Annotated in this window: 31 protein-coding genes; 17 read left to right on the top strand and 14 right to left on the bottom strand. The window is 67.7% G+C overall.

From position 1 onward, the window contains the following. The first annotated feature begins 82 nt into the window (after positions 1–82). A complete protein-coding gene (locus LT974_RS00805) occupies positions 83–673 on the top strand; it encodes a riboflavin synthase (RefSeq protein ID WP_232588694.1) in 591 nt (196 codons plus the stop codon). On the opposite strand, the gene LT974_RS00810 is transcribed toward LT974_RS00805, so the two are convergent. Then, positions 667–1,749, bottom strand: coding sequence for a PrsW family intramembrane metalloprotease (locus LT974_RS00810; protein WP_232588697.1), 1,083 nt, complete (start codon positions 1,747–1,749; stop codon positions 667–669). The genes LT974_RS00805 and LT974_RS00810 overlap by 7 nt on opposite strands. A gap of 120 nt (positions 1,750–1,869) precedes the next feature. On the opposite strand from LT974_RS00810, the gene LT974_RS17710 reads away from it, so the two are divergent. The 3 genes from LT974_RS17710 (at position 1,870) to LT974_RS00820 (ending at position 4,068) form a co-directional block, all read left to right on the top strand. Further along, the gene (locus LT974_RS17710; protein ID WP_269785422.1) at positions 1,870–2,001 is read left to right on the top strand and encodes a hypothetical protein; all 132 of its coding nucleotides are present in this window, start codon (positions 1,870–1,872) and stop codon (positions 1,999–2,001) included. A 253-nt stretch (positions 2,002–2,254) separates the two neighbouring features. After that, the gene (locus LT974_RS00815) at positions 2,255–2,647 is read left to right on the top strand and encodes a DUF7532 family protein (protein ID WP_232588700.1); all 393 of its coding nucleotides are present in this window, start codon (positions 2,255–2,257) and stop codon (positions 2,645–2,647) included. Beyond that, positions 2,644–4,068 (top strand): DUF402 domain-containing protein, encoded by a 1,425-nt coding sequence (locus LT974_RS00820; RefSeq protein WP_232588701.1) that lies wholly within the window; start codon positions 2,644–2,646, stop codon positions 4,066–4,068. The genes LT974_RS00815 and LT974_RS00820 overlap by 4 nt, the downstream gene beginning before the upstream one ends. Here the strand turns inward: LT974_RS00820 and LT974_RS00825 are convergent. From LT974_RS00825 to LT974_RS00845, 5 genes are all read right to left on the bottom strand, one after another. Continuing rightward, positions 4,065–4,436 carry a NifU family protein gene (locus tag LT974_RS00825; protein ID WP_232588703.1) on the bottom strand — a complete coding sequence of 124 codons (372 nt, stop codon included), beginning with the start codon at positions 4,434–4,436 and terminating at the stop codon, positions 4,065–4,067. The two genes, LT974_RS00820 and LT974_RS00825, sit on opposite strands and share 4 nt — an antisense overlap. A gap of 132 nt (positions 4,437–4,568) precedes the next feature. Next, positions 4,569–6,014 carry a PGF-CTERM sorting domain-containing protein gene (locus LT974_RS00830; protein WP_232588707.1) on the bottom strand — a complete coding sequence of 482 codons (1,446 nt, stop codon included), beginning with the start codon at positions 6,012–6,014 and terminating at the stop codon, positions 4,569–4,571. A gap of 303 nt (positions 6,015–6,317) precedes the next feature. Further along, positions 6,318–7,286 carry an ROK family protein gene (locus LT974_RS00835; RefSeq protein WP_232588708.1) on the bottom strand — a complete coding sequence of 323 codons (969 nt, stop codon included), beginning with the start codon at positions 7,284–7,286 and terminating at the stop codon, positions 6,318–6,320. Between the two features lie 57 nt (positions 7,287–7,343). After that, positions 7,344–7,955 carry an AIM24 family protein gene (locus tag LT974_RS00840; RefSeq protein WP_232588710.1) on the bottom strand — a complete coding sequence of 204 codons (612 nt, stop codon included), beginning with the start codon at positions 7,953–7,955 and terminating at the stop codon, positions 7,344–7,346. A gap of 1 nt (position 7,956) precedes the next feature. Beyond that, a complete protein-coding gene (locus LT974_RS00845) occupies positions 7,957–8,409 on the bottom strand; it encodes a universal stress protein (protein ID WP_232588712.1) in 453 nt (150 codons plus the stop codon). 60 nt (positions 8,410–8,469) lie between these two features. Here LT974_RS00845 and LT974_RS00850 point away from each other — a divergent pair, with 60 nt between their 5' ends. Continuing rightward, complete coding sequence (locus LT974_RS00850) at positions 8,470–9,210, top strand: SDR family NAD(P)-dependent oxidoreductase (protein WP_232588714.1); 741 nt, start codon at positions 8,470–8,472, stop codon at positions 9,208–9,210. Between the two features lie 184 nt (positions 9,211–9,394). Here the strand turns inward: LT974_RS00850 and LT974_RS00855 are convergent, their stop codons facing one another. Then, a complete protein-coding gene (locus tag LT974_RS00855; protein WP_232588715.1) occupies positions 9,395–9,580 on the bottom strand; it encodes a hypothetical protein in 186 nt (61 codons plus the stop codon). A gap of 99 nt (positions 9,581–9,679) precedes the next feature. Between LT974_RS00855 and LT974_RS00860 the strand changes: the two genes are divergently transcribed. The 5 genes from LT974_RS00860 (at position 9,680) to LT974_RS00880 (ending at position 16,006) form a co-directional block, all read left to right on the top strand. Next, on the top strand, positions 9,680–10,150 hold the full coding sequence (locus LT974_RS00860) for a YbaK/EbsC family protein (RefSeq protein WP_232588717.1): 471 nt from the start codon (positions 9,680–9,682) through the stop codon (positions 10,148–10,150). 170 nt (positions 10,151–10,320) lie between these two features. Then, positions 10,321–13,287, top strand: a complete 2,967-nt coding sequence (gene uvrA / locus LT974_RS00865; RefSeq protein WP_232588718.1) for an excinuclease ABC subunit UvrA — start codon at positions 10,321–10,323, stop codon at positions 13,285–13,287. An 85-nt stretch (positions 13,288–13,372) separates the two neighbouring features. Beyond that, complete coding sequence (locus LT974_RS00870) at positions 13,373–14,083, top strand: HNH endonuclease (RefSeq protein WP_232588720.1); 711 nt, start codon at positions 13,373–13,375, stop codon at positions 14,081–14,083. Positions 14,084–14,176: 93 nt separating this feature from the next. Further along, complete coding sequence (locus tag LT974_RS00875; RefSeq protein ID WP_232588722.1) at positions 14,177–14,833, top strand: lactate utilization protein; 657 nt, start codon at positions 14,177–14,179, stop codon at positions 14,831–14,833. A 39-nt stretch (positions 14,834–14,872) separates the two neighbouring features. Beyond that, positions 14,873–16,006: a geranylgeranyl reductase family protein gene (locus tag LT974_RS00880; protein WP_232588725.1), complete on the top strand. Its 1,134-nt coding sequence runs from the start codon at positions 14,873–14,875 to the stop codon at positions 16,004–16,006. On the opposite strand, the gene ygfZ is transcribed toward LT974_RS00880, so the two are convergent. Together ygfZ and LT974_RS00890 are read right to left on the bottom strand one after the other, a co-directional pair. After that, on the bottom strand, positions 16,007–17,092 hold the full coding sequence (gene ygfZ, locus LT974_RS00885) for a CAF17-like 4Fe-4S cluster assembly/insertion protein YgfZ (RefSeq protein WP_232588726.1): 1,086 nt from the start codon (positions 17,090–17,092) through the stop codon (positions 16,007–16,009). It abuts the gene before it with no gap. Between the two features lie 55 nt (positions 17,093–17,147). Beyond that, the gene (locus LT974_RS00890) at positions 17,148–17,441 is read right to left on the bottom strand and encodes a DUF6432 family protein (protein ID WP_232588731.1); all 294 of its coding nucleotides are present in this window, start codon (positions 17,439–17,441) and stop codon (positions 17,148–17,150) included. Between the two features lie 81 nt (positions 17,442–17,522). Between LT974_RS00890 and LT974_RS00895 the strand changes: the two genes are divergently transcribed. The 4 genes from LT974_RS00895 (at position 17,523) to LT974_RS00910 (ending at position 20,639) form a co-directional block, all read left to right on the top strand. Beyond that, positions 17,523–18,431, top strand: a complete 909-nt coding sequence (locus tag LT974_RS00895) for a DUF7093 family protein (protein WP_232588733.1) — start codon at positions 17,523–17,525, stop codon at positions 18,429–18,431. A 37-nt stretch (positions 18,432–18,468) separates the two neighbouring features. Further along, a complete protein-coding gene (locus LT974_RS00900; protein ID WP_232588736.1) occupies positions 18,469–18,864 on the top strand; it encodes a DUF5611 family protein in 396 nt (131 codons plus the stop codon). Between the two features lie 204 nt (positions 18,865–19,068). Next, positions 19,069–19,458, top strand: coding sequence for an IS200/IS605 family transposase (gene tnpA / locus LT974_RS00905; protein WP_232588738.1), 390 nt, complete (start codon positions 19,069–19,071; stop codon positions 19,456–19,458). A 2-nt stretch (positions 19,459–19,460) separates the two neighbouring features. Beyond that, positions 19,461–20,639, top strand: coding sequence for an RNA-guided endonuclease InsQ/TnpB family protein (locus LT974_RS00910; RefSeq protein WP_408611691.1), 1,179 nt, complete (start codon positions 19,461–19,463; stop codon positions 20,637–20,639). A gap of 12 nt (positions 20,640–20,651) precedes the next feature. On the opposite strand, the gene LT974_RS00915 is transcribed toward LT974_RS00910, so the two are convergent. The 4 genes from LT974_RS00915 to LT974_RS00930 are packed head-to-tail and all read right to left on the bottom strand — an operon-like array spanning position 20,652 to position 22,895. Beyond that, the gene (locus LT974_RS00915; protein ID WP_232588742.1) at positions 20,652–21,008 is read right to left on the bottom strand and encodes a cell division protein SepF; all 357 of its coding nucleotides are present in this window, start codon (positions 21,006–21,008) and stop codon (positions 20,652–20,654) included. A gap of 51 nt (positions 21,009–21,059) precedes the next feature. After that, positions 21,060–21,395: a rhodanese-like domain-containing protein gene (locus LT974_RS00920; protein WP_232588744.1), complete on the bottom strand. Its 336-nt coding sequence runs from the start codon at positions 21,393–21,395 to the stop codon at positions 21,060–21,062. Continuing rightward, entirely contained in the window at positions 21,392–21,685 is a 294-nt protein-coding gene (locus tag LT974_RS00925) for a sulfurtransferase TusA family protein (protein WP_232588746.1), read from the bottom strand. The genes LT974_RS00920 and LT974_RS00925 overlap by 4 nt, the downstream gene beginning before the upstream one ends. 34 nt (positions 21,686–21,719) lie before the next feature. Further along, entirely contained in the window at positions 21,720–22,895 is a 1,176-nt protein-coding gene (locus tag LT974_RS00930; protein ID WP_408611728.1) for a YeeE/YedE family protein, read from the bottom strand. A 238-nt stretch (positions 22,896–23,133) separates the two neighbouring features. On the opposite strand from LT974_RS00930, the gene LT974_RS00935 reads away from it, so the two are divergent. Continuing rightward, positions 23,134–23,847, top strand: a complete 714-nt coding sequence (locus LT974_RS00935; protein WP_232588750.1) for a DUF1028 domain-containing protein — start codon at positions 23,134–23,136, stop codon at positions 23,845–23,847. Here LT974_RS00935 and LT974_RS00940 read toward each other — a convergent pair whose 3' ends face one another. After that, complete coding sequence (locus LT974_RS00940) at positions 23,848–24,327, bottom strand: RNA-binding protein (protein WP_232588751.1); 480 nt, start codon at positions 24,325–24,327, stop codon at positions 23,848–23,850. 331 nt (positions 24,328–24,658) lie between these two features. Between LT974_RS00940 and LT974_RS00945 the strand changes: the two genes are divergently transcribed. Beyond that, complete coding sequence (locus tag LT974_RS00945) at positions 24,659–24,937, top strand: DUF7562 family protein (RefSeq protein WP_232588753.1); 279 nt, start codon at positions 24,659–24,661, stop codon at positions 24,935–24,937. A 43-nt stretch (positions 24,938–24,980) separates the two neighbouring features. Next, positions 24,981–26,267: an RNB domain-containing ribonuclease gene (locus LT974_RS00950; protein ID WP_232588754.1), complete on the top strand. Its 1,287-nt coding sequence runs from the start codon at positions 24,981–24,983 to the stop codon at positions 26,265–26,267. Positions 26,268–26,282: the final 15 nt, after the last annotated feature.

Consider the following 26,282-nt stretch of genomic DNA (forward strand, 5'->3'; position numbering starts at 1 on the left):
CTGGAAACTGCTTATCTGAACACTACCGTCCGCCCGTGCCGAAACCCACAGCGTTTTTGTTACGAGTCACGAATTTGACGGCGTGTTCACCGGCATCATCGAGGAGACGGGCACCGTCGAGCGCGTCGCCGACGAGCCCGACGGCCGCCGCATCCGTATCGCAACCGACGACCTGCGCGGATTCGGCCACGGCGACAGCATCAGCGTCGGCGGCGTTTGCCTCACCGTCGAAGAGTTCGGGGACGGTTGGTTCACGGCGTTCACCGCCACGGAGACCCTCGAAGCGACCACCTTAGATTCGGTCCACGAGGGCGACGAGGTCAACCTCGAACGCGCGCTCCCCGCCGAGGGCCGCCTCGACGGCCACATCGTGCAGGGGCACGTCGACACCACCACGGAAGTCGTCGCTGTCGAGGAAGTCGGCGAGGACTGGACGTACACGTTCGCGCTCCCAGAGGGCCACGAGCAGTACGTCGCGCAGAAGGGTTCGATTACGCTCGACGGCATCAGCCTCACCGTCGCGAGCGTGGACGACCAGGCTGGGACGTTCTCGGTCGCCGTGGTGCCGACGACCGACGACCTCACGACGCTCTCCGAGCGCGCGCCCGGCGACCGCGTGAACGTCGAAGTCGACGTCGTCGCGAAGTACGTCGAACGCCTCGACACCTACTGACGGTCGTTCTCTGATTCGAGGTCGCTGACGAGGAACTCGACGTCTTCCCGCTCGCGCTCGGGTTCAGATTCCTCGAACATGCTGGCTCCCGTGCGCTCGTACGCCGCGCGGTACGCGACGAGCTTCCGGTAGAGCACGTAGAACAGCGTGCCGTCGTAGACGACGACGAACCCGATGAACGCGAGGCCGGGCGCGACGCCGAGCGTGTCCGTCAGGATGCCGAGGTTCGTCACGACCGTGTTGTACGTCGCGTGGATGACCGCGGCGATGACCAGCCCCTTCACGACGATGGGGCCGGCGTCGTCGGGGTTGAATTTCGCGAGCCCGAGGTAGTAGCCCGCGAACGCCGAGTAGATGACGTGGCCGGGGCCCGCGAGCGTGCGCACCGCGGCCGTCTGGAGGCCGACGTCGATGGCCGCGGTGCCGCCCGTGGCGCTGGCGGCCATCACCACCTCGCGGCCGATGTAGATGGCGTTCTCGATGGTGGCGAACCCGAGGCCGGCGACCGCGCCGTACACCGCGCCGTCGACGACCGCGTCGAAGCGGTCGCTGCGGAACGCGTACAGCCGAATCGCGAGCCACTTCACGGTCTCCTCGACCGGGCCGACGATGAGGAAGTAGTACAGTGCGGGCGCCAAGACGGCAATCCACAGCGGCGCGTCCGCCGTCACCGACCCGAGGAACAGCCCCGAGAAGACGGTGTTCAGGATGGCGGCGAACCCCGCGAACAGGAACCCGAACGCGAACGTCACCACGAGCAACTCGATTGGCTCGCGTCTCGTCGCGTCCGCCTTCCAGACGAACCCCGCCATCGCCAGCGCCGGCACCACCGACAGCAGGACGTAGAGCGCGACGGCCGGCCTGTCGACGAACACCAGCCCGAGCGCGGCCGCGAACTGCGCGACGACGATGAGCACCGCGAGCGCGACGACGCCCGCCCGCGCGCTCGTCACGATGCCGCCGTACAGCCACGACGAGAAGCGGTCGAGCGCCGTGCGTGGCTCCCACGTCGCCACGTCGTAGAGGTCTTCGCCGCCCTCGCTCGCGCGCTGGACTGGGTCTCGTTCGGCCGACATGGGCGTCCCGTTTCTTGGCCTCCCCCTTGAGTGTGTTCGCGGAACCAGGTCTCGCCCCTTGTATGTTACCATGTACCTTAAGGGGCAGCCTTATGGGTGCTTGCGGGCTCCCGCAGGAGTATGGCATACAGTCCCAGCCGCGGCCTGCTGTACTCCGCGCCCCCAGCACCCGAATCGGAACGACGAGACGACGCCGAAGCCGAGGAACCCGACGCGAGCGCCGAACCGACGCCCGCCGCCGCCGACGACTGACGCCGTACTACGTTTTCTGCGAATTCGACGGCCGGCAGCGACAGCGCCGACGACACTGCTGTCCTGGCGGATGAAAGGGCGAGGGTGGCTCGCGTTCACTCGCTCGCTGCACGACATATCGCTCGCTGCGCTCGCGATAGGGGTCGTGCAGCGTGCGCGAGCCGCCCGAGGGCTTTCCAGACATCAGTTGGTCCCTCGGTCATTCATTCGCCTAGGCGGCAACGCTCAAAACCCCGCGCGTCGAAGGACGGGTATGCTCTTCGACCAGCGGACCCGGGCGGCGCTCCGGGACGCCGGACTCTCGCGGGACGACATCGCCGAAATCGAGGCCGACGTGGCCGAGCAGGCGCGGGAGGACGCCCGCCGTGTCGAGTCCTTCTTCGAGGGCCACGCGGTCGTCTACTCGGACATGGACCTCACGCACTCGCGCTCTGACTACCCCGAACACGACTTCGACTACGTCGACCTGTTCACGCACAGCGAAGACATCCGCGGATTCGTGCGCTTCGAGACGTGGGGCGCGTACGTCGAGGGAGCGCGCGTGCTGGAGGAAGCGGACGGCGAGCCGACGGTGGTGGAGTTGACGCTCGGGCCGACCGTCGACGCCCGGGTGCGCTTCGCCGGCGAACGGAGACAACTCGAATGACCCGGGTTCGCGTCCGCGGCATCTACAGCACCGCGCTCACCCGCCGACTGCTCGACGCCGGCTTCGACGTGGTGGACGCGTCACCGCCGATTCGCGAGCGCTTCGACGCCGACTTCGACACCGAGGAATACGACGTCGACGTCTGGATGACGCCCGACCGGCAGGGCGTCGGCATCTCCGGGCAGCCCGACGCTGCCGACGACGTGCTGGACGTGGTCGGGGACACCGGCATCGACACGTTCGTCTGGCCGGACCGCGCGGCCCGCGGCGCCATCTTCAACGGCGTCGTCGAGCGCACCGTCCGAGGTGGTGCGGTCGTCGCGCTCGCTGACGACCACGAGGGCTACCTGCCGTTCGACGCCGCCGACCGGCACGTCGAAGAGGGCGACCACGTCCGCGTGCAGGTTCACGACACGAACCCGTGGTGGCTCGACGACCGCCCGGTCGTCGGCACGGACCTGCACGCCATCGGCGGGCTCGCGAGCCTCGAACGCGGCGTGGACGCGCTCGTCGCTGGGACGCCGGACGGCTCGCGGAACCACGAACTCGCGCGCACCACCGAACTGCTCACGCCCGACGTCCCCGACCAGTGGGGCGTCCAGTGGCACTACGCCGCGGACGGCGCGAGCATGGACGCGCTCGGCGACGGCCTCGACGACGTCGTCGTGCTGGCGAACCGCCTGGAGGAGGCGATTTCGGACGCGCCAGCGCCGAGCGACACCGCGCCCTACCGCGTCGTTGCGCCCGAGCGCACCGTCTGGACGTGGTTCGGTCGCGACTCCCGGTTCGCGCTCGACGACGCGCGCCGCACCGTCACGGAGACGATGGACGGCCACCACCGCATCAAGGCCGGCAGCGAGGCCGCCAGCGGCGCGGTCGACTTCGCGGAGGCGCTCGGCGCGAGCACGGACGGCTTCCCGTTCGGCGCGGTCACCGACCAGTTCGGGCCGACCGAGGGCGACCTCGTCGCCATCGAGCACGGCAAGCCCGACGGCCGCCTCATCACCATCGGCCGCGGCGAAGTCACGGACCGCGACCGCGACGCCGGCCGCGTCACCGTCCGCCGCGAGATGAGTCCCGGTGGCGCCTACGACGCGCTGGGCGTCGAACGCGAGCGCGGCGACGTCGCCACCACGCGGTTCACGGAAGGGAACTGGTGGTATCCGACCGTCTACAAGGGCACGGACGGCCACGTCAAGGGGACGTACCTCAACATCTCCACGCCCGTTGAGGTGTTCCCGGACGCGGTGCGCTACGTCGACCTCCACGTCGATGTCGTGAAACACGCCGACGGCACGGTCGAAGTCGTCGACGAGGACGAACTTCAGGGGTGCGTGAACGCGGGACTGGTCAGCGAGGCTCTCTCGGAGAAAGCGCTCTCGGTCGCCGAACGCGTTCGTGCCGCCGTCAGCGACGACTAGAAGTGGGAGTCGGAGTTCGGGCTGCCCTCGCCGCGGCCGCCGCGGCCGCCCTCGTTGCGGTCGACGCCCATGTAGCTCTCGGGCTGATCGCCGCCCCAGCCGCCGCCGTCGCCGTCGGTGAACCGGACGACCACATCGTCGACCTCGTCGAACTCCGCGGCGAGATCCATCTTGATGCGCTGGGCGGTCCGAGGGCTGATGCCACAGCCCGAGCACGCGCCGCCGAGTTCGACGACGACCTCGCCGTCCGAGGGATCGGCCTTCCGGATGGCGCTGGTGCCGCCGTGGCTCCTGATAATGGGCATCTGGGCGGTGAGCCACGTCTCGACGCGCTCGTGGAGACTCCCCGCTCCCGCTGTCTCGCTCATAGTCGGCTCTTCGGGCTCGACGGGTGATGTACTTTCGGTTAAGACACTAGGCATCGTTCGTGTTGGACCCGTCCGTTTCGACTGGACTCGCGGAAAAACGCAGTCGGCTCTTCGCTTCTCGACGTTCGCGTGTCAGGCGTCGTCGTTCCGCCGCCACGCCGCTAGCGCCGCCCCCGAGACGCCAGCGAGCGCGGCGAGCGCGCCGAACCCGGGGACGCTACTCCCTGACTCGCCGGTCGTCGTGGTCTCGGTCGCCGTCGGCGTCGCCGCCTCAGTCGCCGTGGTCGTCTCCGTCGCGGTGCTCGTCGGCACCGTCGTCGTTTCGAGCGTCGGCGGGTCGGGCTGCTCGCCCGCGCGATTCGGGAACGTGTAGACGCCGGCCGCGTACGTCTGCCCGCCCATGTTCCCCGCGACGAACGCCTCGTCGGTGGCGTACTGCGCGGTCCAGAACCGTGCTTCCTCGGGCTGCCGCCACCACGCCAACTCCTCGGGATTGGCGGGGTCGCTCACGTCGTGCAGCTTCACGCCGCCCTGGTACCAGGACGTGTACAGCCGGTCGCCGTGGAACTCGAAGTTGTGGCTGGTCGTCCACGTCCCCTGGCGGGTGCCGTCGGGTGTCGGCGGTGGCGCGATGAACGCCAGTTTCTCAGGATTCCGCGGGTCGCTGACGTCCCAGAGGTCGATGCCGCCCTGCCCCGGGTCGGAGTCGTCGGTGTCGACGTCCCACGCCTCCGCGCCGGACGCGAGCACGGACGCGTCCTCGTTCACCGCGACGTAGTGGGCGTTCCCGGGAACGGAGAGGCTCTCGGCGCCGGCCTCTCCCGCGGGAATATCCTGTAGGTCCTCGACGCTGTAGTGCCCGAAGTGGTTGACGTACTCGGGGTTCGCGGGGTCGCTGACGTCCACCAGCCACGTGCCCGCGTCCCAGTACGCGATGTAGAGCGTGTCCTCGTGCACGTAGAGGTCGTGGCACGCTCGCATTCCCGCGTAGACGTCCTGCCAGCGCTCGTCGTAGTCGACGTTCGACCACCTGCCGACCTCCTCGACGGTGTCCCCGGAGACGTCGACGAAGACGGCGGGATTCTTCGCGCCGTCGTTCTCCGTGAGGTACGCGACGCCGTCCTGCAGGTAGGCGTTGTGAATCGGGAACTCGGTCTCGTGGAACCCCGTTTGCCGGGGGTTCGCGGGGTCGCTGACGTCGAAGACGACCACGCCCTGCACGGTCTCGGTCTGCGTCGGGTTCGCTGGCCCGACCGCGATGAGTGTATCCCCTTCCAGTTTCACGTCGTAGACCATCCGCATCGGCCCGTTTTCGTGGTCGTCTAGCAGCGGCGCGACGCCAGCGAGCTGTTCTGGATTGGCGGGGTCGGAGATGTCGACGGTCGCGATGCCGTCGGTCGTCGCCACGTACGCCGTCTCCCCGGCGTCGCCGACCACGACCTCTTTGGTTCCGTCGAGGGCGAGCACGCCCAGCGGATCGAACGCCGACTGCTGGCCGGTGGTAGATGAAACAGTCGTACTCGCGAGCGGGAGGGCGGCCGTAGCGGCACTCGCGCGGAGCACGTCTCGTCGTCGCATACGCCCCCTCCGGCGGTTGCGTGGAAAAGTCCTGCGGGCATTCGCTCTGCTTGATTTGCTGGTGTTCTCGCTCTTGCTCTTCTCGTTCACGTTGTTTCCTCCTCGAAAGCCCCGGCGCGGTCGCGTCCGCTCGCTCGCTGCGCTCCTCGGCCTTCGGCCTGCGGTGCTTGCGTCGCGAGCGAACAAGTGAACGCGACCGTGCCGCCCCTTTCAGTCCACCCCGCGGCCGTCGGTTGGTCCATTCGCTACTGTCGTGCGGTTACTCGCTTGGGCGACGGAGAGATGAGAAGTCGGAGAAGGGGGTTATCGCGTTCGCTCGCCCGTACCACCAGTGATGGCGGAAGCGACGGCGCCGTGGAGCACGACGTCGTCGCCGAGCGAGGTGAGCCGGACCTCGGGGACGTTGTTGAACACGCCGTCGTCGAGGTACTCGCGGATGGGGTCGAGGACGCGGTCGGGGTTGTTGAGCGCGACCGCGCCGCCGACGTAGACGACCAGCGGGGCGTACGACTGCACGAGGTTCGTGATGCCCATCGCGTTCCAGAAGCCCACTTGGTCGACGACGTGGCGGGCGAACTCGTCGGTGCCCGCGTGCTCGAAGACGTGCTTCGCGGAGAACTCCGGGTCGTCCAGCGGGAGCGCGGTCTCGACGCTGGCGTCCTCCTCGGCGAGCATGCGGGCGTACTCGGGGATGTTGTTCCCCGAGCAGTACGCCTCCCAGTGGCCGTCGCGCCCGCAGCCACACGTCCGCCGGCCCTGCGGGTCGACGAGCATGTGGCCGAGTTCGCCGGCGTTGCCGTCCCACCCTTCGAGGACGTTGCCGTCGACGGCGACACCCGCGCCGATGCCCGAGGAGATGGTGACGTACGCCATGTCGTCGGGGTTGCTGTCGGCGTGGAAGCGCTCGCCGATGACGCCCGCGACGGTGTCGTTGTGGAGGTAGACGCGCTCGGAGTCGATGAGGTTCGAAATCGGCCCGACGAGCGGGACCGTCCCGACCGAGTCCGGGAGGTTCGCGGGGCCGTCGATGGTGCCCTCCGCGAGGTCCAGCGGGCCGATGCTGCCGATTCCAGCGGCCCGCACCTCTGCGGGGTCGACGCTGGCGTCCTCGCAGGCCGCGCGCACGGCGTCGAGGACGGCTTCCGTGACGTGAATCCCCGTCGGCCCACGGGGCGTCGGCCGCTTGTCGCTGGCGACGACGGTCGCGTCGTCGTTTGCGACGGCGGCGCGTAGGTTCGTCGCGCCGAGGTCAACGCCGACGTAGTACGGCATCTACCTCGATTAGGGCCGGCATCGCACTTAACTACACAGTTTTCACTCGCAGCCGCGTTAGTTCGTCGCGCCGGGCGCGGGCCGCGTCGCCGTCCAGACGGTCGCCGGCCCGCGAATCCGACAGACCGGCGCTGCGTCCTCGATTGCGCCGACGCGCTCCACGGAGACCGCCGCGTCCGTGTCGAAGGCGACGACGTTCGCGGCTGCGACGACGCGCTCCTCGCCCTCGGGTAGCGGCACGCGTTCGACGCGCCCGCGGCCCGCGAGGTACGCCGTTCCGCCGCCGGAGACGGTCGTGAGGAAGAGGCCGCTGCCGCGAGCGGGGGCGTCGCCGACGCGGTCGGCACCCACGCGGACGTCGCCGGTCGCCGCGACGAACGCCTCGCGGGTCGCTGCCACGTCGTCGTCGGCGAGGTCCGCGGCGACGACGTTGCCGTGGTGGGGCGGCGCGAACCGCACGGTCGTCGCCGCGTCGGCGGTCACGCGAATGGGCGTGCGCTGGCGCTCGCGGGCGTTCGCCACCGACCGCAGCACGCCCTCGCGAGCGCGCTCGACGCGGAGCTTCCCGACGTAGTCCACGAGCGCGCCGGACGCTGCGAGCAGGGACTCCCCGGCGTCCAGTTCCACGACGAGCAGCCCGCCCGTGCCGCCCTCGGCGGTCGCGTCCATCTCAGTGGTCGCTGCGCACGAACGTCACCGGGCACGGGGCCGACAGCAGCACGGTCTGAGCGGTGCTGCCGAAGACGGCCTTCCCGGCGGGCGAGCGCTTCCGCCCGCCGACGACCGCGATGTCGGCGTTCACGTCGTCCGCGAGCGCGACGATGCTCTCGCCGTGCTCGCCGATGTGGCCGCGCACGCCGTAGTCGACGCCCGCGTCGCTCAGGTGGTCTTCGAGGTCCCGAATCGTCGCGTGGCGGCGCGCCACGACGTCGGCAGTCACCTCGTCGCCCTCCTCGAAGCCGAGGTTGTCGGCGATGTCCTCGTACTCCTCGCGCGTGAAGACGTGCGCGAGCGTCACCGTCGCACCCGCAGGGCCGGCGATGTCCGTCGCTGTGCGCGCCAGCGGCTCGATTCGCTGGTCGTCCGTCGGCCCGACCGCCAACAACAGGTTCTCGATTGCCATGTTTCCGGCCTGTCCCGGCAACCCCATAAGAATATCCCGGCCCACACGGGAGTACGACGCATGCTCGCTCCCGACTTGACCGACCGCACCGCGCTGGTCACCGGCGGCGCGAAGGGACTGGGTCGCGCGCTCTGCCTGTCGCTGGCCGACTGCGGTGCCAGCGTCGCCGTCCACTACCACAGCAGCGACGTCGCCGCCAGCGAGACCGCCGCCGACGCCCGCGAACGCGGCGCGCCCGCCGCCGCGCCCGTCCAGGGCGACGTGACGAACCCGGAGGGCGTGGACGCCATCTTCGACGCCGCGGAAACCCAACTCGGCACCGTGGACGTGCTCGTGAACAACGTCGGCGACTTCGCGCCCGCCCACTGGGAGGACATCGACTTCGAGACGTGGAACCGCGTCCTCCACACGAACCTCACGGGGACGTACCTCTGCTCGAAGCGCGCGCTCGACGGGATGCGCGGCCAGCAGTGGGGCCGCATCGTCAACGTCGGCTACGCGTCCGCCGAGAAGGGCCTCGTCGCCCCGAAGAACTTCCCGTACTTCGCCGCGAAACAGGGCGTGCTCATGTTCACGCGGATGCTCGCCGCGGACACCCAGGACGACGGCATCACCGTCAACGCCGTCTCCCCGTACGTCGTCGAGACCTCCGACAAGTTCCCCGAGGACGCGCCACGCGGCCGCTGGGCCTCCATCGACGACATCGCGCAGGCAGTCCGGTTCTTCTGCGACGAGGACTCCGACTACATCTCCGGCGAAAATATCGAAGTGGACGGCGGGTGGCTGCCCGAGGACGTGTAGCGCTGTTCAGCGCCTACGAGCATCCGCGAGCGAAGCGAGCGGTTCGCTGCCGGAGCGGGGCGCAGCCCCGCGGAGGCAGGTGTTTTTAGCGTAGATTTTTGCGAGGAGTGGTCGCCGGAGGCGACCCGACGAAGTAAAAAGGTACGTGTACGGCGGGTGGCTGCCCGAGGACGTCTGAATTCAGTTAGTGACTGCTCCACGGGCCGACGCCGAAGACGTTCCCGAGCACCCAGCCGACGAGGAACGGCGTGACGACGGCCAGACACGCGAGCCCGACCCAGCGCGCGGGCGGCGGCTGCGTCGCGAGGTAGACGAGGTACGCCGTCCCGGCTGCCGGGAGCAGGCGGGCGAGCACGGAATCGGTTGCCATACGCCGACTACCGCGCTCGCACGGAAGAACCCACTTCTCCCCGTCCGTCGATTGCGCAGAACGGTACGCCTTTGCTCTCGCACTCAGTCACGCCGGTACATGCACGAGCGAGCCGCGGAGTTCGTCGAGCGGGCGCGCGAGGAGTACGGCGTCGACGTGGACGTCCACGAGTTCGACGAGGGGACGAAGACGGCGGCGGACGCGGCGGACGCGGTCGGCTGCGACGTCGCACAAATCGCGTCCAGCATCGTCGTGGTGGCCGACAACGAGCCCGTCGTCGTGGTGACCAGCGGTGCGAACCGCGTGGACCTCTCGAAGGTTGCGGTCTACGAAGACGCCAGCGACGCGCGCATGGCCGAAGCCGACGAGGTGAAGGAGGCGACGGGCTGGAGCATCGGCGGCGTGCCGCCCATCTGCCACGCGACGGACGTGCCCGTCCTGCTGGACGACACGCTCCTCGACCACGACGGCGTGTGGGCGGCGGCCGGCACGCCGACCGCGGTCTGGCCAATCGAGCCCGAGCGCTTGCGCGACCTCGCGGACGCCGAGGCGGTCGACGTCGCAGAGTGAGCGCTGCCGGCAGCCCGACCTTTTCGCTGCCATCACGCGACTGTCACGTATGGATGACGACGTGTACACGGGTTCGCGACGATGCTGTCGTCACCGGACCTCTCCCGCGCGCACGAGGCGGCCACCGCGACCGACAGACCTTCACTGGCTCGTGCGGTACTAGACGCCTAATGAGCGATGACTACATCGAGGTCCGCGGGGCCGAGGAGAACAACCTCGCCGACCTCGACGTACAGATTCCACGCGAGGCGCTGAACGTGGTGACCGGCCTCTCCGGGTCGGGGAAATCGTCGCTGGCCTTCCAGACCATCTACGCGGAGGGCCAGCGCCGCTACATCGAGAGCCTGTCGGCGTACGCCCGGAACTTCCTCGGGCAGATGGACAAGCCACAGGTCGAGTCCGTCGAGGGCCTCTCGCCCGCCATCAGTATCGACCAGAAGAACGCCGCGAACAACCCCCGGTCGACGGTCGGCACCGTCACGGAACTCCACGACTATCTCCGCCTGCTGTACGCCCGCGTCGGCGTCCCGCACTGTCCGGAGTGCGGCCGCGAGGTCGGCGAGCAGTCCGCCCAGCAGATGGTCCGCCGCATCCTCGAACTCCCCGAGGGCACGAAGGCGAAAATCGCAGCGCCGGTCGTCCGCGACCAGAAGGGCGCCTTCGAGGACCGCTTCGACGACCTCGTCAGCGAGGGGTACTCTCGCGTGGAGGTCGACGGCGAGAGCTACGACCTCGCGTACGACCGCCCCGACCTCGACGAGAACTACGACCACACCGTCGACGTCGTCGTCGACCGCGTCGCAGTCAGCGAGGACACCCGCTCGCGCATCAACGACAGCGTCGAGACCGCCCTCGACGAAGCCGACGGCGTCCTGAAAGTCATCGTCCCCGACGCTGACGACGACCTCGAACTCGGCGGCGCGACGGCGCGCTCGACGGGCGATTTGGCCGGCGAGGCGCGCGACCGCTTCGTCGTGGAGTTCAGCGAGGACCTGGCCTGTACGCACTGCGGCATCGACATCAGCGAAATCGAGACGCGCTCGTTCTCCTTCAACAGCCCGCACGGGGCGTGCCCGGAGTGTGAGGGCATCGGAAACACGAAGGAGGTCAGCGAGGACCTCGTCGTCGTCGACGAGAGAAAGCCCGTCAAGCACGTCTTCGAGGCGTGGAGCTACAACCGCTCGTACTACCAGACGCGCCTCGACTCGGTCGCCGAGCACTTCGGCATCAGTCTCGACACGCCGTTCGAGGACCTCGACGCGAACGTCCAGCAGGCGTTCCTCTACGGCACCACCGAGGACGTCGTCTTCAAGCGCAACACGAAGAACGGCGTGCGACGCAAGGAGAAGCCCTTCGAGGGCGTCATCCCGAACCTCGAACGCCGCTACGTCGAGACCGACTCCGAGAGCACCCGCGACCACATCGAGGAGTACATGTCCGTCACAACGTGCCCGGCGTGTGACGGCACGCGCCTCAAGCCCGAGTCCCGCGCGGTGCTCGTCGACGACACGCCCATCACCGAAGTCAACCGCATGAGCATCGGCGACGCCCTCAAACACTTCGAGGGGATGGAGGCGCGCTTCGACGACCGTGACCGCAAGATCGCCGAGGAGATTCTCAAGGAGATTCGCGCGCGCCTCGGCTTCATGACCGAGGTCGGCCTGGAGTACCTCACGCTCGACCGCGAGGCCTCCACGCTCTCCGGCGGGGAGAGCCAGCGCATCCGGCTCGCCACCCAGATTGGCTCGGGGCTCGTGGGCGTGCTGTACGTCCTCGACGAGCCCTCGATTGGGCTCCACCAGCGCGACAACGACCGCCTCCTGAACACCCTCGAAGAACTCCGCGACCTCGGGAACACGCTCGTCGTCGTCGAGCACGACGAGGAGACGATGCGGCGCGCGGACAACGTCGTGGACATGGGCCCTGGGCCGGGCCGGCACGGCGGCGACGTCGTCGCGAACGGCGACGTCGAGGACCTCATGGCCGCCGAGGACTCCATCACCGGGGACTACCTCGCGGGCCGCAAGCAAATTCCCGTCCCCGAGGAGCGCCGCGACTGGGAGGACGCGATCACCATCGAGGGCGCGCGCCAGCACAACCTCCGCGACCTCGACATCGACCTCCCCATCGGCGCATTCACCGCGATTACGGGTGTTTCGGGCTCCGGGAAATCCACGCTGATGCACGACATCCTCTACAAGGGCCTCGCCCGCGAGATGAACGACAACACCAGCGTCGACCCCGGCGAACACGACGCCATCGAGGGAATCGACAACGTCGAGACGGTGCGGCTCATCGACCAGTCGCCCATCGGCCGCACGCCCCGCTCCAACCCCGCGACGTACACGGGCATCTTCGACTACATCCGCGAGAAGTTCGCCGAAACCAAGCTCGCCAAGCAGCGCGGCTACGAGAAGGGCCGGTTCTCGTTCAACGTGAAGGGCGGGCGCTGTGAGGCCTGCGGCGGGCAGGGCACCCAGAAGATCGAGATGAACTTCCTCTCGGACGTCCACGTCCCCTGCGAGGAGTGTGGGGGCGCGCGCTACAACGACGAGACGCTGGACGTCACGTTCAAGGACGCGACCATCGCGGACGTCCTCGACATGAGCGTCGAGGAGGCTCACGACTTCTTCGAGGCGGACAGCCGCCTGGGCCGCCGCCTCAAACTCCTGATGGACGTCGGCCTCGACTACATGAAGCTCGGCCAGCCGTCGACCACCCTGTCGGGCGGGGAGGCCCAGCGCGTCAAGCTCGCCGAGGAACTCGGGAAGAAGGACTCCGGCGACACCCTCTACCTGCTGGACGAGCCCACGACGGGCCTCCACAGCGCCGACGAGCGCAAGCTCGTCGAAGTCCTCCAGCGGCTCACCGACCGCGGCAACACCGTGGTCGTCATCGAGCACGAGCTCGACCTCGTGAAGAACGCCGACCACGTCGTCGACCTCGGCCCCGAGGGCGGCGAACACGGCGGCGACCTCGTGGCCGCCGGCACCCCGGAGGAAGTCGCGCGCAACGACGCCAGCCACACCGGGCGCTACCTCCGCGACAAACTCCCGAGCGTGGACCTCGAAGGCCCGCGCAGCGACCGTGAGAAGCCCGCGAAGGACGAACAAGCGGCGCCGGCGGTCGACGATTAACCACGTTCGGTCTTCCTCGCTTATCGACGAGTCGCACGGTCACCTCCTCCGAAGGCTTTAGATCGGAGGATCCGAAGCGGACGCCATGTCGCGATGGCGCCGCGTCGTCCGGCGGGAACTCGCTCGGTACCGCGACGACACTGGGTGGCGGGTCGTCGAGTTACAGGAACTGTACGATCAGATGCTCCCGGTGCTCCGTAATGAGTTCCCCGACAACCACAATCGGGAGGCGAAGCTCCGTCAGGTACTTCAACAGCTCGGCGAGCGCGGCGAGATTGCGTTCGTCGACGGCGACGGCACCTACCGGATCCTTGAATTGGACGACGCAGCGGAACCAGTCGGCGCCGATGGACCGGGTGGTAGCGCCGACTCGGATGACGATGGCTGGGCGTACGAGGCCCGCGAATACGAAACGGCAGTCGGTGCTCGGTCGTTGCCGACGGCATTTCGGGAGGCTGTCCTCGCACGATACGACGCCATGTGCCCGGTTTCCGGCGTCGATCACCCGCGACTGCTCGATGTCGCACACGTGCTGTCTTGGAGCGACCACGAGTCGCTACGCACGGACCCGGGCAACGTCGTCGCACTCGACAAGACCCACCACGCGGCGTTCGACGCGGGACTGTACACGCTCGATACCGACTTCCGCCTCCGCGTTGCTCCGTCCTTTGAGACGGACAGCGACCTTCTCCGCCGAACACTCGTTCAACGGGACGGCGAACGTGTCGACGTCGGTTCCGACCTCCTCGACCCGACGTACCTCGAACGGCGAAATCAGTTGCTCGACTGGTGGTAACTCCGTACTAACCCGGTGACGCCGGGGTTACTCGTTCGGGCGCGACTCGCCGATGCCCGCACGTTCTTTCCCGCGAAGCCACACTGCTCGTACGTGAGCCAGCAGAAAGCCGACTACGTCGACGACGTCGACGTGGACGACGACTGGGATAGCCACCCGACAGCCGACGAACTTACGGAAGCCGTCGAGAACCTCGAAGCCCACGGCTTCGACGTCGAAGTCGTCGAGGACGCCGCGGCGGCCCTCGACGTGCTCGTCGACGAGATTCCCGACGGCGCGTCCGTGATGAACGGCCACTCCACGACCCTCGAAGAAGTCGGGTTCGACGAATACCTCGACGACGGCGACCACGATTGGGAGGACCTCGCCGCGGAGATCTGGAGCATCGACGACGACGAGGAGCGCGACGCCGCGCGCCGCGACGCCCAGACCGCGGACTACTTCCTCGGCGGCGTGAACGGCGTCGCCCAGACGGGCGCGCTCGTCGCCGCGGACCTCTCCGGGAGTCGCGTCGGCGCGTACCCGTTCGCCGCGAAGCACCTCCTGCTCGTCGCCGGCGTCAACAAGGTCGTCGAGGACGTCGAGGCCGCCCGCGAGCGCCTCCACGAGTACGCCTACGAGTTCGAGAACCAGCGCGCCCAGGACGCCTACGGCGTCGAGAGCGCGCCCTCGAAGGAACTCATCTACCGTCAGGAGGGGACCGAGGGTCGCACGACCGTCGTGCTCGTCGAGGAGACGCTCGGCTACTAAGCGAAGCCTCTTTTCGCTCTCGCGCCGTACGCGACAGTAATGTACGACTTCGCGGTCGTCGGCGTCGGCCCCGCGGGTGCGCGGTTCGCGCGCCGTGCGGCCGAACGCGGCTACGACGTGGTCGCCTTCGAGCAGGGCGAACTCGGGAAGCCGCTGGCGTGCTCGGGCCACGTCAGCCTCGACGTCTGGGACTACGTTCCAGAATCCCGGGACTCTGGAGCTCGGCAGAACTCGGAGCGTTCTGGCGGTGTTCCCGAAGATGCCCGCGATGACCTCTTCCAGAACGAGATTCGGGGCGCGCGCTTCCACCTCGGCGGCGCGGACTCCGAGGCGTACCCGTTCTACGAGGACGAGGCAATCTCGAACGCCGTCGACCGCGTGCAGTTGGACAAGGTGCTCGCCGACGCCGCCCGCGACGCGGGTGCCGACGTCCGCGAGCAGCATACGGTCACGGAAGTCTCGGAGTTCAACGACCGCGTTGAACTCACCGTGCGCGGCCCCGACGAGACCTTCGACGTCACCGCGAAGATGGTCGCAGGGAGCGACGGCCCGCGCTCGCGCGTTCGGGACGCACTCGGCCTCCCGGAACCGGACGAGTTCCTGCACGGCGCGCTCGCGTTCGACCCCGAGCCCGACCACGAGGCGTTCGTGGACGTCCACCTCACGGTCCCGGAGTTCTTCGCGTGGCGCATCCCCCGCGGCGAGGGCGGCGTCGAGTACGGGCTCGCGGCCGCGCCCGGCGAGGACGTCCCCGGGCTGTTCGACGCGTTCGTCGAGGACTACGGCGTCGACATCGAGCACCGCTGCTCGGGCATCATTCCAATCGGTCCCCCGGACATCGTCACGAGCACGCGGGGGTTCCTGCTCGGGGACGCCGCCGGTCAGACGAAGCCGTTCACGGGCGGCGGCATCCTCTACGGGATGACGGCCGCGGACTGCGCCGCGCGCGAAATCGACCCCGACCGCCCCACGACGCTCACCGCCTACGAGGACGCGTGGCGCGACGAACTCGGGCGCGACATCCAACTGGGCCACCTCGTCCGCAAGGGGTACTCCGCACCCCAACCGATTCAGCGCGCGGGGATGCGACTGTTCGAGGGGGAAATCGGCGTCCACATGGACCAGCCGACGAGCCTCTTCTCCGCCGAACAGTTGCGCGCGCTGCTGCGATAATTAGTTCTCGTACGTCGGGAGGCGCGCCGAGCGCCCCGTGCACTCGACGAACGGCAGGTCCGTAATCTCCGCAGCGGCGTCGCCGTCGTCGGTTTCGACGGTCACGCTGCCGGCATCGACGTCGTAGTTCACTTCGGCGAACGCGATTGGCTCCTCGCGCAGCGGGCTGACGACTGCGCGCGTGATTTCGCCGACGTCGTCGCCGTCCTGCGCGACGGCTGCGCCCGCGTCGGGAAGTTCCTCGGCGACGAGCCCCACCAGCCGGCTGCTCGGCCGGCCGCGGTTCTTCACCTTCGAGACGACCTCCTGCCCGACGAAACAGCCCTTCTCGTAGTCGACGGCGTTGCCGAGGCCGAGCACGTTCGGGACCCGGCCTTCCAGTTCCGTCTCGAACAGCGGCGTCCCGGCCTCCAGCGTGAGCGTCTCCCACGTCCGCCGGCCGAACGGCGTGGCGTTCAGCCCGCGGACGACCAGCGTCTCGAAGACGGGGTCGGCGTCGGCGGCCGCGCAGACGACGAGGTAGCCCTCCTCGCCCGCGAGGTCGTCGTCGCGGATGACCGTCACGCCCTCCTCCATCGCGCCGCGCACGAACGTCAGCGGCTCCTCGGGCGGGCTCGCGCCGCCGAGCACGCTCGCTATCTTCTCCGTGGCTTTCGGGCCGTGCGCGCCGAAGACGCCGAAGCGGTCGGTCGCGTGCTCGACGTCGACGTCCTGGACGAACGTCCGCTCGCTCCACTCCTCAGCGATGGCCTCGCCCTCGCCGGCCGGGAAGAACACGAGCAGGCTGTCGCCGGTCGCGAACGCGTAACAGTCCACGCGAATCCGGCCCTGCGGGTCCAACAGAAGCGCGTACGCCCCCTCGCCGTCCGCCGTGGGGACGTGGTTGGTGACGGTGTCGTCGACGAACTCGTGGCGGTCCTCGCCCGTGACGACGACCACGTCGAAGGCGTGCTCGGTGACGCCGACGACGTTGCGCACCGCGCGGTGCGTGCGCTCGGGCCGGCCGTACTCCTCGGGGAGCGCGCGACCCGCGACGTCGCGGAACGACGCGCCGTGGTCCTCGTGGAGGTCCCTGACGACTGTCATTACCCGTAGAGTCGGCGCTCGCGCGGGTAAACCCACCGGGTTCCGGTGTCCGTTGCTACAGCCCGATGCGCCGCCGGAGTTCGTCCAGAATCGACGGCTCGGTCTGCTCGTCGCCGTCGGGGAAGATGCGGTCGTCGGCGGTGAACACCGTCCGGCCGTCGGTCTCCTCTGCGTCGATGAGGTCGTCGGCCTTCAGCGCGCCGAGCGCGTCCTCCAGGTCGTCGATGCTCGCGTCGACGTGCGAGCGCAGCTCGAACAGCGTCATCCCCTCGCTCGGCCGGTCGACGAGCGCGTCGAGTACCGCCACCTCCGTCTCCGGTCGGTCGCGATACTCGGGTTTGACGTGCATACGTCGACCGATGGCCGCCGTCGCCTTAGCAGTATCCCCGAGCGGTAGTCTTTTGCCGCTGGCTCGGATACTGCCGTCCTAATGGGTCTCAGGTGCTCCCTGCTCGGACACGACTACGGCGAGGCGTTCGTCGAGCGGGACCGCGAGGAGCGCGGCGACGAAGTGGTCGTGACTGAACGCGAGCTCAAGGAGTGCGCGCGGTGTGGCTCCGAGAAGGTCACTGCGGAGAACACGGAGGTCCGGTCTCTCCAGGCCGAGCGACGCGAGCGCGCCGACGCGGCCCCGGAGCCTGACCAGTCGACGACCGAAGAGTCGACGAGTGAACCCGCGACGGCCGCCGACGACGGCGGCGCGGCGAGCGGCGCGTTCACGTCGGCGACCGACGCCATCGAACAGGCCGAGGCCGGGATGGAGACCGACGACGCGCTGGCGGGCGAACCCGACGAGGACGACGCGGTTATCCTCGACGGCGACGCCGGCGACGAGCCGGGGAGCGACCAGTGGGAGGAGCCAGCCGAACCGGAAGCCGACCCCGACCCGGAGCCCGTCGAGGACGACGCGGAAGTCGTCGACGCGGGCCCGGCCAGCGAGCCCGAATCGTCGGGCACACAAACCGAGTACGTCGAACAGCCCCAGTCCCAGCCGGAGTCGGAATCCACGGACCTCGACCGCGAGCGCGGCGCGTGGCCGGACGCCGACGGCGAGGACGAGGGCTTCGACGCGACCGAGACCGCCGACGTCGACGCGGAAGTGAGTGCCACCGAGACCGACGATTCGACGTTCGAGTTCGGTGCCGAGGAGGGCGTCGTCGAAGCCGACACCGGGTTCACGAGCGCGGGGCCGCTGGACAACGACGAGTCCGCCGACGAACTCGACTTCGCGCTGTACTGTCCGGAGTGTGGCTTCGAGCGCTACGCCGCCGGCTCCAGCCTGCGCGCCGGCGACATCTGCCCGGAGTGCCAGCGCGGCTACCTGGCCGAAGACCGGTGACGAAGCCGTTAAACCCCTCGCTGTCCTTCTCGCGTTCATGAAAGAGTACAAGATGCGACGTGGCGAGTACCTCGAAGAGCGGATGCCCGACCTCAAGTCGGAAATCGAGGGTTACTTCGGCGAAATCACAGACACGGAGGGGTTCAAGGGCAGCGACCTCTACGTCGTCGAAGACCCCGACAACCCGGTCTTCGAGCGCATCACCGCCGGCGCAGTCGAGTACTCGGGGAAGAAGGACAAGCTCGCGGTCGACTTCGAGGAGCGCCCCGCCGAGGAAGTCATCGCGGAGGGCGACGCCGAGGCCGCCGCGGACGCCGTCGACGCGAAAAACGACTTCCTCCTCGAAGCGACTGGCCGTGACGCCAAGTCCCGCCGCGACTCGATGAAGCGCTCCGTCGAAGACGACGCCGACACTCCCGACGACGTCTCGTAACCCGAATTTCGAGAACAGTACTGTCGTTCTTCTCGCGGACGATGCGACGCTCGGTAGCTGCCCGCTTACAGGAATTCGAGGAGAAAGCCCACGACTTCAGTCGTGAGATGAATCCAACCACATACGCCACGATCAATTCTCGATAGCCGACTAGGGGTTGATGGAACCATAACACCTAATATAGAATGATGTCTATCTAACGGTATGCCACGTGGGTATAGTCGAGAGCGAACGTCGGTACACAACCTCCACTACCACTTCGTGTGGTGCCCGAAGTACCGTAAGCCGGTGCTGACCGACGAGGTTGCCGACCGCCTCGAAGTCCTCATTAAGGAGAAAGCCGACGAACTCGACCTCGACATCCTCCAGCTGGCAATCCAGCCCGACCACGTCCACTTGTTCATCACGGGCAATCCGAAACTCGCCCCGAACAAAATCATCCAACAGGTCAAGGGCTACACCTCGCGCAACCTCCGCGAGGAGTTCGACTTCGGCCTTCCGTCGCTGTGGACGCGCTCGTACTTCGTCTCCAGTGCGGGCGAGGTGTCAGGCGAGGTCATCGAGGAATACATCGAAGCACAGACCGGCCAATAACGATGCACCGCGACGTCACCACAACGGTAAGGGTGAAACTCCACTCGCTCACCGAGCGGAAAGCCCGACTCGTCGAACGCGAATACGCCGCGTTCCAAGATGCCGTCGACGGTGACAACAACGCGAATCTCTACTCCGCCACCAGCCAACAGGCGGGGAAAGTCCGGTCGAACAAGAACCCACGCGAGGACACCGAGCAACCGGTTGTCCTCCGCAACGACTGTATCGCCATCGAACACGACGAAGAAACGGTTCTGTCGTCGTGGTGGTTCAAACTCCCTGTCTACAATCCCGTCAAAGAACAGGGTGACAGCATCTGGGTGCCCGTTCATGTCCCCGAGAAGGACACGCACTTGCTCCGCGAGGAGTACATCTGTGATTCGGAACTCGTCTATCGAGACGGCGAGTGGTACGTCCACCTCGTTTGCGAACGGTCTGTGGCCGTTGCAGACGAGTATGACGACGTTCTCGCCGTTGATATGGGCGCGAAGTGGATCGCCGTCAGTACGTTCCTCTCCGACCGCGACACGCAGTTCCACGGCGCTGAAGTCCGGCGTGTCCGTGAACACTACAAACAACTCCGCAAAAGCATCGGGAAAGAGAAAGTCCGCTCGGGAGCGCAGGTCATCGAACGCATCGGTGACAAGGAGTCGCGGACGGTCGAGCACGAGTTGCATCAGGTGGCGAACGAACTCGTCGCTCGCGCTCGCGAGCGTAACGCGGTTATTGTGTTCGGTGATATGACTGGGTTGCGCTTCGACAACGATGAGGGACGGTACGTCAACGACAAGACCCACAAGATGCCGTATGCGAAGCTGGCGAATATCCTCACGTACAAAGCCCACCTCGACGGTCGAGAGTGCATTCCAGTCGAAGAGTACAATACATCTGTGACGTGCTGGCGATGTGGCTCCCAGAACACGCGTCGTGAGGTTCAGGGGCGTCTCGAGTGCCATGACTGTGGGTTAGAGGATAATGCGGACAAGAATGGCGCGTCGAACATCGGTCAACGAGCCGTCGGTAAGGACATCCAGAGCCCGCTATCGACGGCGGGGGCTGTTGTGGCTCAGCCCGAAACGCAGGTCGTACTCAAGGGACCAAACGGTGAGACAGAACCTGCGAACTCCCTAGATCCAGAAGACGTGGGCCTAACCCTCAGTGAGGGAAGTCCACGACTTTAGTCGTGGGAGAAGTCACTGCCGGTTGAGTTTCGTCCGGCTGATGGCGAGCCCGTTCGGCACGACGATGAGCTGGTCGTCGCCCTTCTGGACGATGTCGCCGCCGACCTCCTGGGCGACCTGCCGGAGTTCGTCGACGATGTGTTCGACCGTGCGGTCCTCCGTGCGGAGGCGCGTGATGTCCGCGATGACCACGTCGCCGTCGTAGACGGCGTCCTTGATGGCGATGACGTCCTCCTGTCCGTCGATTTCCGCGATGTGGACGGTGACGCTCGCCTCGCCGCCGTTCGTGTCGAAGTCCTCGACGTCTAGTTCCACGTAATCCTCGGTGGAACTCCCGCTCCCGCCGAGAATCTTGTCCATGAAGCCCATGGCGGAAAGAGGGGGTCGCCGCGTGCATAGTTCTTGCGTCAGACGCGGCAGTCAGTCGGCGTTCGCGAGCGGTTCGACGTCCTCTGCCCACGTCTCGTAGCCGCCGTCCATGCTCGCGACGGCGTCGGCGTTCCCGTACTCCTCGACGAGGCGCGCGGCCTGCACCGAGGTCTGGCCGACGTAACAGTAGACGACGACCTCGTCGTTCCAGTCGCGCTCGGCGACCACGGCTTCGAGTTCTTCGACGGTGAGATGTTCGGCCCCCGGGAGGTGGCCGTCCTCGTAGGCGTCGGCTTCGCGGATGTCCACGAGGTCGAAGTCGTCGTCGCCGGCGTCGAGGCGCTCGCGAACCGTTTCCGGGTCGACGGTGTCGACGTCCCCGCTCATCGCTTTTCGAGGTAGATGCGGTAGACGCCGTCGCCGCTGCGCCAGACGCGGGCGTCGGCGTCGTCGCCGACGGCGCGTGGGACGTTCTCCGTGCACGGGACGTGGTCGGTCTCCTGCACGAGGAGGTCGCCCTCGTCGAGGTTCTGGAGCCCTTTCTTCGCCTCGACCTGCGGGTACGGGCAGACTTCGCCCATCATGTCCTGGACTTCGTCGGCCTGCTCGAACAGCGACTGGGCTTCTTCGTCGGACAGTTCGTCGGGTGCGTCGGTGACGTCGTCGATGGATGGCATGAGTGTGTGTTGGTGTGGTCAGTTGGCGGGCGATTCAGATCGCGCAGCCGACTTCGCGGTAGATCCAGTGGGTCATCACGTAGACGCCGAGCACGATGCCGGCGGCCGCGATAAAGGAGTGCACCGACAGTTCGGCGATGCCGGAGTAGATGTTCCCGATGTTGCAGCCGGGGGCGAGCCGGGAGCCCGCGCCCATCATGAAGCCGCCGACGATTGCGTTCGGGAGCCGGCGGCGCTTCGGCACGCGAATCGAGAAGTCGCCGCTCCACGCGGCCGCGAGGCCGGCACCGACGATGACGAACCCGATCATCACCATGTCGGTGGTGACGCCGACGCCCGCGCCGCGGAAGAGGATGGCCCCCCAGTACTCGAAGCTCCCGGCGTCGACGCCGACCTGCGAGAGCAGGTATCCGGTCCAGCGGGCTTCCGGCCCGGTAACGCCGACGATGGAGACCTGCGTGAACCAGAGGACGGCGACCGTGGTGATGCCGAGCGCGGCGGTCCGCGGGTCCCACGGCCGCTTGCTGGACGCGACGGGCGTTCGCCACGCCGCCGCGAGGCCGCGGACGTACTGGCGGGTGCCGCGGGCGAACTGCCGAGCGCCGACGACCGGCGCGAGCAGCCCCGAGAGCTGGGCGGACGCGACCGTCGCGCGCTCCTCGGGGTCGCCCTTCTTCGCCGCGCCGCGACCGACGAGCGTCGCGTACACGAGCGTGACGCCGGCGGCGACGAGCAGCGCGAGCAGCCCCGCGGGAATCGGCGAGACGGTGAAGAGGCTGACGCCCTCGCCGAACTGCAGCGGGCCGAAGTACGTGCTCTGGAGCGTCGGGAACGCGACGGTGAACACCGCGTAGCCGACGCCCATGAATGCGAGCGTGAGCCAGAACTGGAGGTAGCCCTCGCCGGCGCGGTACAGCGTGCCGCTCGCACAGCCGCCGGCGTAGGTCATGCCGACGCCGAAGATGAAGCCGCCGACGAGTCCGGTGAGGCCCCACGCTGGCGTCCAGAGCCCCTGGTAGTACCCTAGTTGGTAGGCGATGCCCCAGAACACCATCGTGAGGAGGGTCGCCGCGAGCACGCCCTTCGTCACCCGGGAGTCCTTGTACGCGAAGAAGTCCCGGAAGGCGTTCACGAAGCAGAATCGCCCCTTCTGGAGGAACGCGCCGAGGCCGAGTCCGACGACCGCTGCCACGAGCAGACTGTTCACGATGTCTCACGTACACGCGCTCGGGGCAGTTAACGGGCGTCGAATCGGGAAGCGCTGCCCAGGTACGGGACGCGACAGAATCGCCGAAAGAGAGACTGTCCGGCCCAAATCTGGGCGCTGCGACGGCTCCACGGCCACAGAGGCGTCCGAGATACCGGCAAATCCCACGCATTCCGAGCGAATCCGGCGGTTGGCGTGCCGGAGGACCGGGCTTATTTCACCGGAGTGACTCGGTCCGGCCGTGACCTTCAGCATCTGCGTTCGGGAATCCTACGAGGACGACGGCGACCAGCAGTACCGCTTCGGCATCGCCATCACGACCCGGCTGCCCGCGGTCGGCGTGCCGTGCCCGCACGTCAACGAACACGGCGCTGTGGCCACGCAGAGCGTCACGAACGAGCGACTCGGGTCGAAGGGCATCGAGTACCTCGCGGACGGCCTCGGCGTCGAGGACGCCCTGCAGGCGCTGTTGAACGCCGACGAAGGCAGCCCGAGCCGCCAACTGCACGGCGTCTCCCGGGACGGCGCGTTCACGTTCTCCGGCGACGAGTGCAACGGCTGGTACGGCCACACGAGCGGCGAGAACTACACTGTCGCGGGCAACCTCCTCACCGGGGAGGCGGTCGTCGAGCGTACTGCGGAGACGTACGAGGACGTCGCGTTCGGCGACGAACCGCTCGCCAAGCGCCTAATCGACGCGCTCGGCGCGGGGCAGGCCGCGGGTGGCGACAAGCGCGAGGACCTCACGATTCAGAGCGCGGCCGTCACAGTCGTCGACACCGGCGAGGACGAGCGCCCGTACTACGACGACCTCCGCGTGGACGCCAGCGAGGACCCTATCGTCGACCTCCGTGAAACCTACCGGCTCGCGAAACAGGGCTACGAGGACGCGCTCGAACGCTACGAAGAGAGCGAGGAAGCAGACCGTGAGGACGAAGAAGAACGCGACGCGTAGCTAGACGGTGAACTCGTAAAGTTCGTCGCCGACGTGGTGGCGGTTCTCGACGACCTTCCCGGAGTCCCCGACCATGTCGTCACCGCTCGTGAGTGCGCGGCCGACCGCCAGCGCCTTCCCGTGGTTCTCCTCCTCGACGACGACGAGGTCGCCCGCTTCGATGCCGTCGTCGGCCTCGGTGATGCCGGGGCGCATGATGTCGGCCCCGTCGCTGACGAACGAGATGGCGCCCGAGTCGACCGTGACGACGCCCGTCGACGGGTCGAACTCGTTGGCGCCCTGCACGGTGACGAACGGCTCGCCCTCCGGATACCACACCAGCGGGTCGCCGTCGACGAGCACGACGTCGAAGTCCTCGTCGGCGATCTCCACGAGTTCGAACGAGTCCGCGTCCAGTTCGACGCTCAGCCCCTCCCGGAGCGCGTCGGCAATCTCGCGCACGGCGTCGCTCCGCAGGTGGTGACGAGAGGACACTTCCATACCGTGGGTTCGGGCGGCTCCACGCTTAAAACCGCCGCTCCGTCGGCGTTCGCGTGGTGGTGTTCAGATAAGGATTGGTCTGACTGCAGCTTCAGCCGGCGAATCAGCCGGTTCCCTGGTGGATTGAAAGGGCGAGGTGGTCTCGACGAACCCCGGCGAAGTAAGCACGTGAGCGACCAACGGGAGCGAACGTGCGCAGCGAGCCGCGGGAGTCGAGACTGCCGAGGGCTTTCAAAAGGCAACGTCGTCTCCGCTACTTTCGTCTGCTTATCTGAACACTGCCGTTCGCGTCGGCCAAACCGCTAAGTGCACGGCCGGGCAACCACCGCGTATGCTGGGGTCCGGGGACGAGTCAGTCTCCTGTATCGCCTGCGGAGCGTCCGTGCCCCGCGAGGACGCCCGCGAGTACGACAAGCACGGCGACCGCTGGGACCGCGACGGCAAGCGCTTCGAACACCTCTGCAAGCCGTGTTTCCGCGACCTCGCCAAGCAGCCCCGGCGCGGACTCGAAGCCACGCTCGAAGCCGCGGGGGCGGGGCGCGTCGACGACGCGGAGTTCGTCGCGCGATTCCTCGACGCCGCTGGCGAGGAACAGCCGGGCCGGGAGTGACCACGGCGACACGCCTAACTGCGGGTGCCGGCTACACTGTAGTATGTCAAACGACGCAGAGGCGGCGCAGGGGTCCATCGAGGACCAGGGCCCCGTGGAGATTTCCCCGGAGCTCGACCGCCAAATCGAGAACAAGCGCGACGACCTCCTGGAGAAGTTCGAACTCCACGACGGCTTCGCGCCCGAGGTCATCGAGGAAGCCGAGGAGCGCGTCGAGGACGTGCAGGCCGAGATTCAGGACGAGGTCGAGGAGCGCGCGGACATGCGGCCGCTGCCCACGTGGACGACCGACCCCGTGGACGCCCAGGACTTCGACGACGCCGTCAGCGTCCTCGAACGCGACGAGGAATACGTCGTCTGGGTACACATCGCCGACGTCACCCACTACGTCCACCCCGGCTCGAAGATGTGGGACGCCGCGATGGAGCGCGGGAACACCATCTACCTCCCCGGCTACACGATTCACATGCTCCCGCCGGTGCTCGCGGAGACGGTCTGCTCGCTGGTCCCCAACGAGGACCGCCTCGCGCACACCGTCGAGATGCACCTCGACAAGGAGGACCTCTCGTATCGCAACATCGAGATTTACAAGTCCGTCATCCACAGCGACGAGCGCCTGACGTACAAGGAGACGGAGGCGCGCCTCGACGACGAGGACGCCCCGCTGCACGACGAAATATCGCTCGTCTTCGAGCTCGCCGACCAGATGCACGAACAGCGCAAGGAGGAGGGGAGCCTCGTCCTGAACCCGCGTCGGGACCGCGCGCACACCATCATCGAGGAGTGCATGCTGAAGGCGAACAAGGCCGTCACGCACGAACTCATGTGGGACCGCGGCGTCGAAGCCGTCTACCGCGTCCACCCGCAGCCGTCGCCCGACGAGTGGGACGACGCGCTCCGCGAGATTCAGGAGCTCGACGGCGTCTCCATCCCCGGCGACTCCTGGGATGACCCCCGGAAGGCGGTCAACGCCACCCTCGAACAGGCGCCCGAGCGCCAACTCGGGAAGATCCAGTGGGCGGTGATGAAGGTGATGCCCCGCGCCCGCTACATGAACGACCCGTTCGGCGGCCACCACGCGCTCAATTTCGAGATCTACGGCCACTTCACCAGCCCCATCCGCCGGATGAGCGACCTCGTCAACCACTGGATCGTCTACCAGAACGACGTCCCCGAGACCCTCGTGGAACTGTGCGACCACGCCAGCGACCAGCAGAAAGCCGGCGAGTCCGCGGAACGCGAGTACCGCAACTTCCTCGAAGAGGTCGGCCTCGACCCCGACGCGGTGAACAACCGCGGCGTCGAGGTCGTCGACGAGGACGAGGCGTAGTCTCGACGAGTAATC

Source organism: Halobacterium noricense (assembly GCF_021233435.1).
Classification (GTDB): Archaea; Halobacteriota; Halobacteria; order Halobacteriales; family Halobacteriaceae; genus Halobacterium; species Halobacterium noricense.

Excerpts from the sequence above, each read along its gene's own strand:
- LT974_RS00920 (WP_232588744.1), bottom strand. The coding sequence starts at position 21,395 with ATGAGCGGGGACGTCGACACCGTCGACCCGGAAACGGTTCGCGAGCGC.
- LT974_RS00840 (WP_232588710.1), bottom strand. The coding sequence starts at position 7,955 with ATGGACGCGACCGCCGAGGGCGGCACGGGCGGGCTGCTCGTCGTGGAA.
- LT974_RS00890 (WP_232588731.1), bottom strand. The coding sequence starts at position 17,441 with ATGCACGTCAAACCCGAGTATCGCGACCGACCGGAGACGGAGGTGGCG.
- LT974_RS00845 (WP_232588712.1), bottom strand. The coding sequence starts at position 8,409 with ATGGCAATCGAGAACCTGTTGTTGGCGGTCGGGCCGACGGACGACCAG.
- LT974_RS00945 (WP_232588753.1), top strand. The coding sequence starts at position 24,659 with ATGCTGGGGTCCGGGGACGAGTCAGTCTCCTGTATCGCCTGCGGAGCG.
- LT974_RS00855 (WP_232588715.1), bottom strand. The coding sequence starts at position 9,580 with ATGGCAACCGATTCCGTGCTCGCCCGCCTGCTCCCGGCAGCCGGGACG.
- uvrA (WP_232588718.1), top strand. The coding sequence starts at position 10,321 with ATGAGCGATGACTACATCGAGGTCCGCGGGGCCGAGGAGAACAACCTC.
- LT974_RS00820 (WP_232588701.1), top strand. The coding sequence starts at position 2,644 with ATGACCCGGGTTCGCGTCCGCGGCATCTACAGCACCGCGCTCACCCGC.
- LT974_RS00895 (WP_232588733.1), top strand. The coding sequence starts at position 17,523 with ATGGGTCTCAGGTGCTCCCTGCTCGGACACGACTACGGCGAGGCGTTC.
- LT974_RS00835 (WP_232588708.1), bottom strand. The coding sequence starts at position 7,286 with ATGCCGTACTACGTCGGCGTTGACCTCGGCGCGACGAACCTACGCGCC.
- LT974_RS00860 (WP_232588717.1), top strand. The coding sequence starts at position 9,680 with ATGCACGAGCGAGCCGCGGAGTTCGTCGAGCGGGCGCGCGAGGAGTAC.
- LT974_RS00825 (WP_232588703.1), bottom strand. The coding sequence starts at position 4,436 with ATGAGCGAGACAGCGGGAGCGGGGAGTCTCCACGAGCGCGTCGAGACG.
- LT974_RS00815 (WP_232588700.1), top strand. The coding sequence starts at position 2,255 with ATGCTCTTCGACCAGCGGACCCGGGCGGCGCTCCGGGACGCCGGACTC.
- ygfZ (WP_232588726.1), bottom strand. The coding sequence starts at position 17,092 with ATGACAGTCGTCAGGGACCTCCACGAGGACCACGGCGCGTCGTTCCGC.
- LT974_RS00830 (WP_232588707.1), bottom strand. The coding sequence starts at position 6,014 with ATGCGACGACGAGACGTGCTCCGCGCGAGTGCCGCTACGGCCGCCCTC.
- LT974_RS17710 (WP_269785422.1), top strand. The coding sequence starts at position 1,870 with ATGGCATACAGTCCCAGCCGCGGCCTGCTGTACTCCGCGCCCCCAGCA.
- tnpA (WP_232588738.1), top strand. The coding sequence starts at position 19,069 with ATGCCACGTGGGTATAGTCGAGAGCGAACGTCGGTACACAACCTCCAC.
- LT974_RS00900 (WP_232588736.1), top strand. The coding sequence starts at position 18,469 with ATGAAAGAGTACAAGATGCGACGTGGCGAGTACCTCGAAGAGCGGATG.
- LT974_RS00940 (WP_232588751.1), bottom strand. The coding sequence starts at position 24,327 with ATGGAAGTGTCCTCTCGTCACCACCTGCGGAGCGACGCCGTGCGCGAG.
- LT974_RS00910 (WP_408611691.1), top strand. The coding sequence starts at position 19,461 with ATGCACCGCGACGTCACCACAACGGTAAGGGTGAAACTCCACTCGCTC.
- LT974_RS00880 (WP_232588725.1), top strand. The coding sequence starts at position 14,873 with ATGTACGACTTCGCGGTCGTCGGCGTCGGCCCCGCGGGTGCGCGGTTC.
- LT974_RS00915 (WP_232588742.1), bottom strand. The coding sequence starts at position 21,008 with ATGGGCTTCATGGACAAGATTCTCGGCGGGAGCGGGAGTTCCACCGAG.
- LT974_RS00810 (WP_232588697.1), bottom strand. The coding sequence starts at position 1,749 with ATGTCGGCCGAACGAGACCCAGTCCAGCGCGCGAGCGAGGGCGGCGAA.
- LT974_RS00925 (WP_232588746.1), bottom strand. The coding sequence starts at position 21,685 with ATGCCATCCATCGACGACGTCACCGACGCACCCGACGAACTGTCCGAC.
- LT974_RS00870 (WP_232588720.1), top strand. The coding sequence starts at position 13,373 with ATGTCGCGATGGCGCCGCGTCGTCCGGCGGGAACTCGCTCGGTACCGC.
- LT974_RS00850 (WP_232588714.1), top strand. The coding sequence starts at position 8,470 with ATGCTCGCTCCCGACTTGACCGACCGCACCGCGCTGGTCACCGGCGGC.
- LT974_RS00950 (WP_232588754.1), top strand. The coding sequence starts at position 24,981 with ATGTCAAACGACGCAGAGGCGGCGCAGGGGTCCATCGAGGACCAGGGC.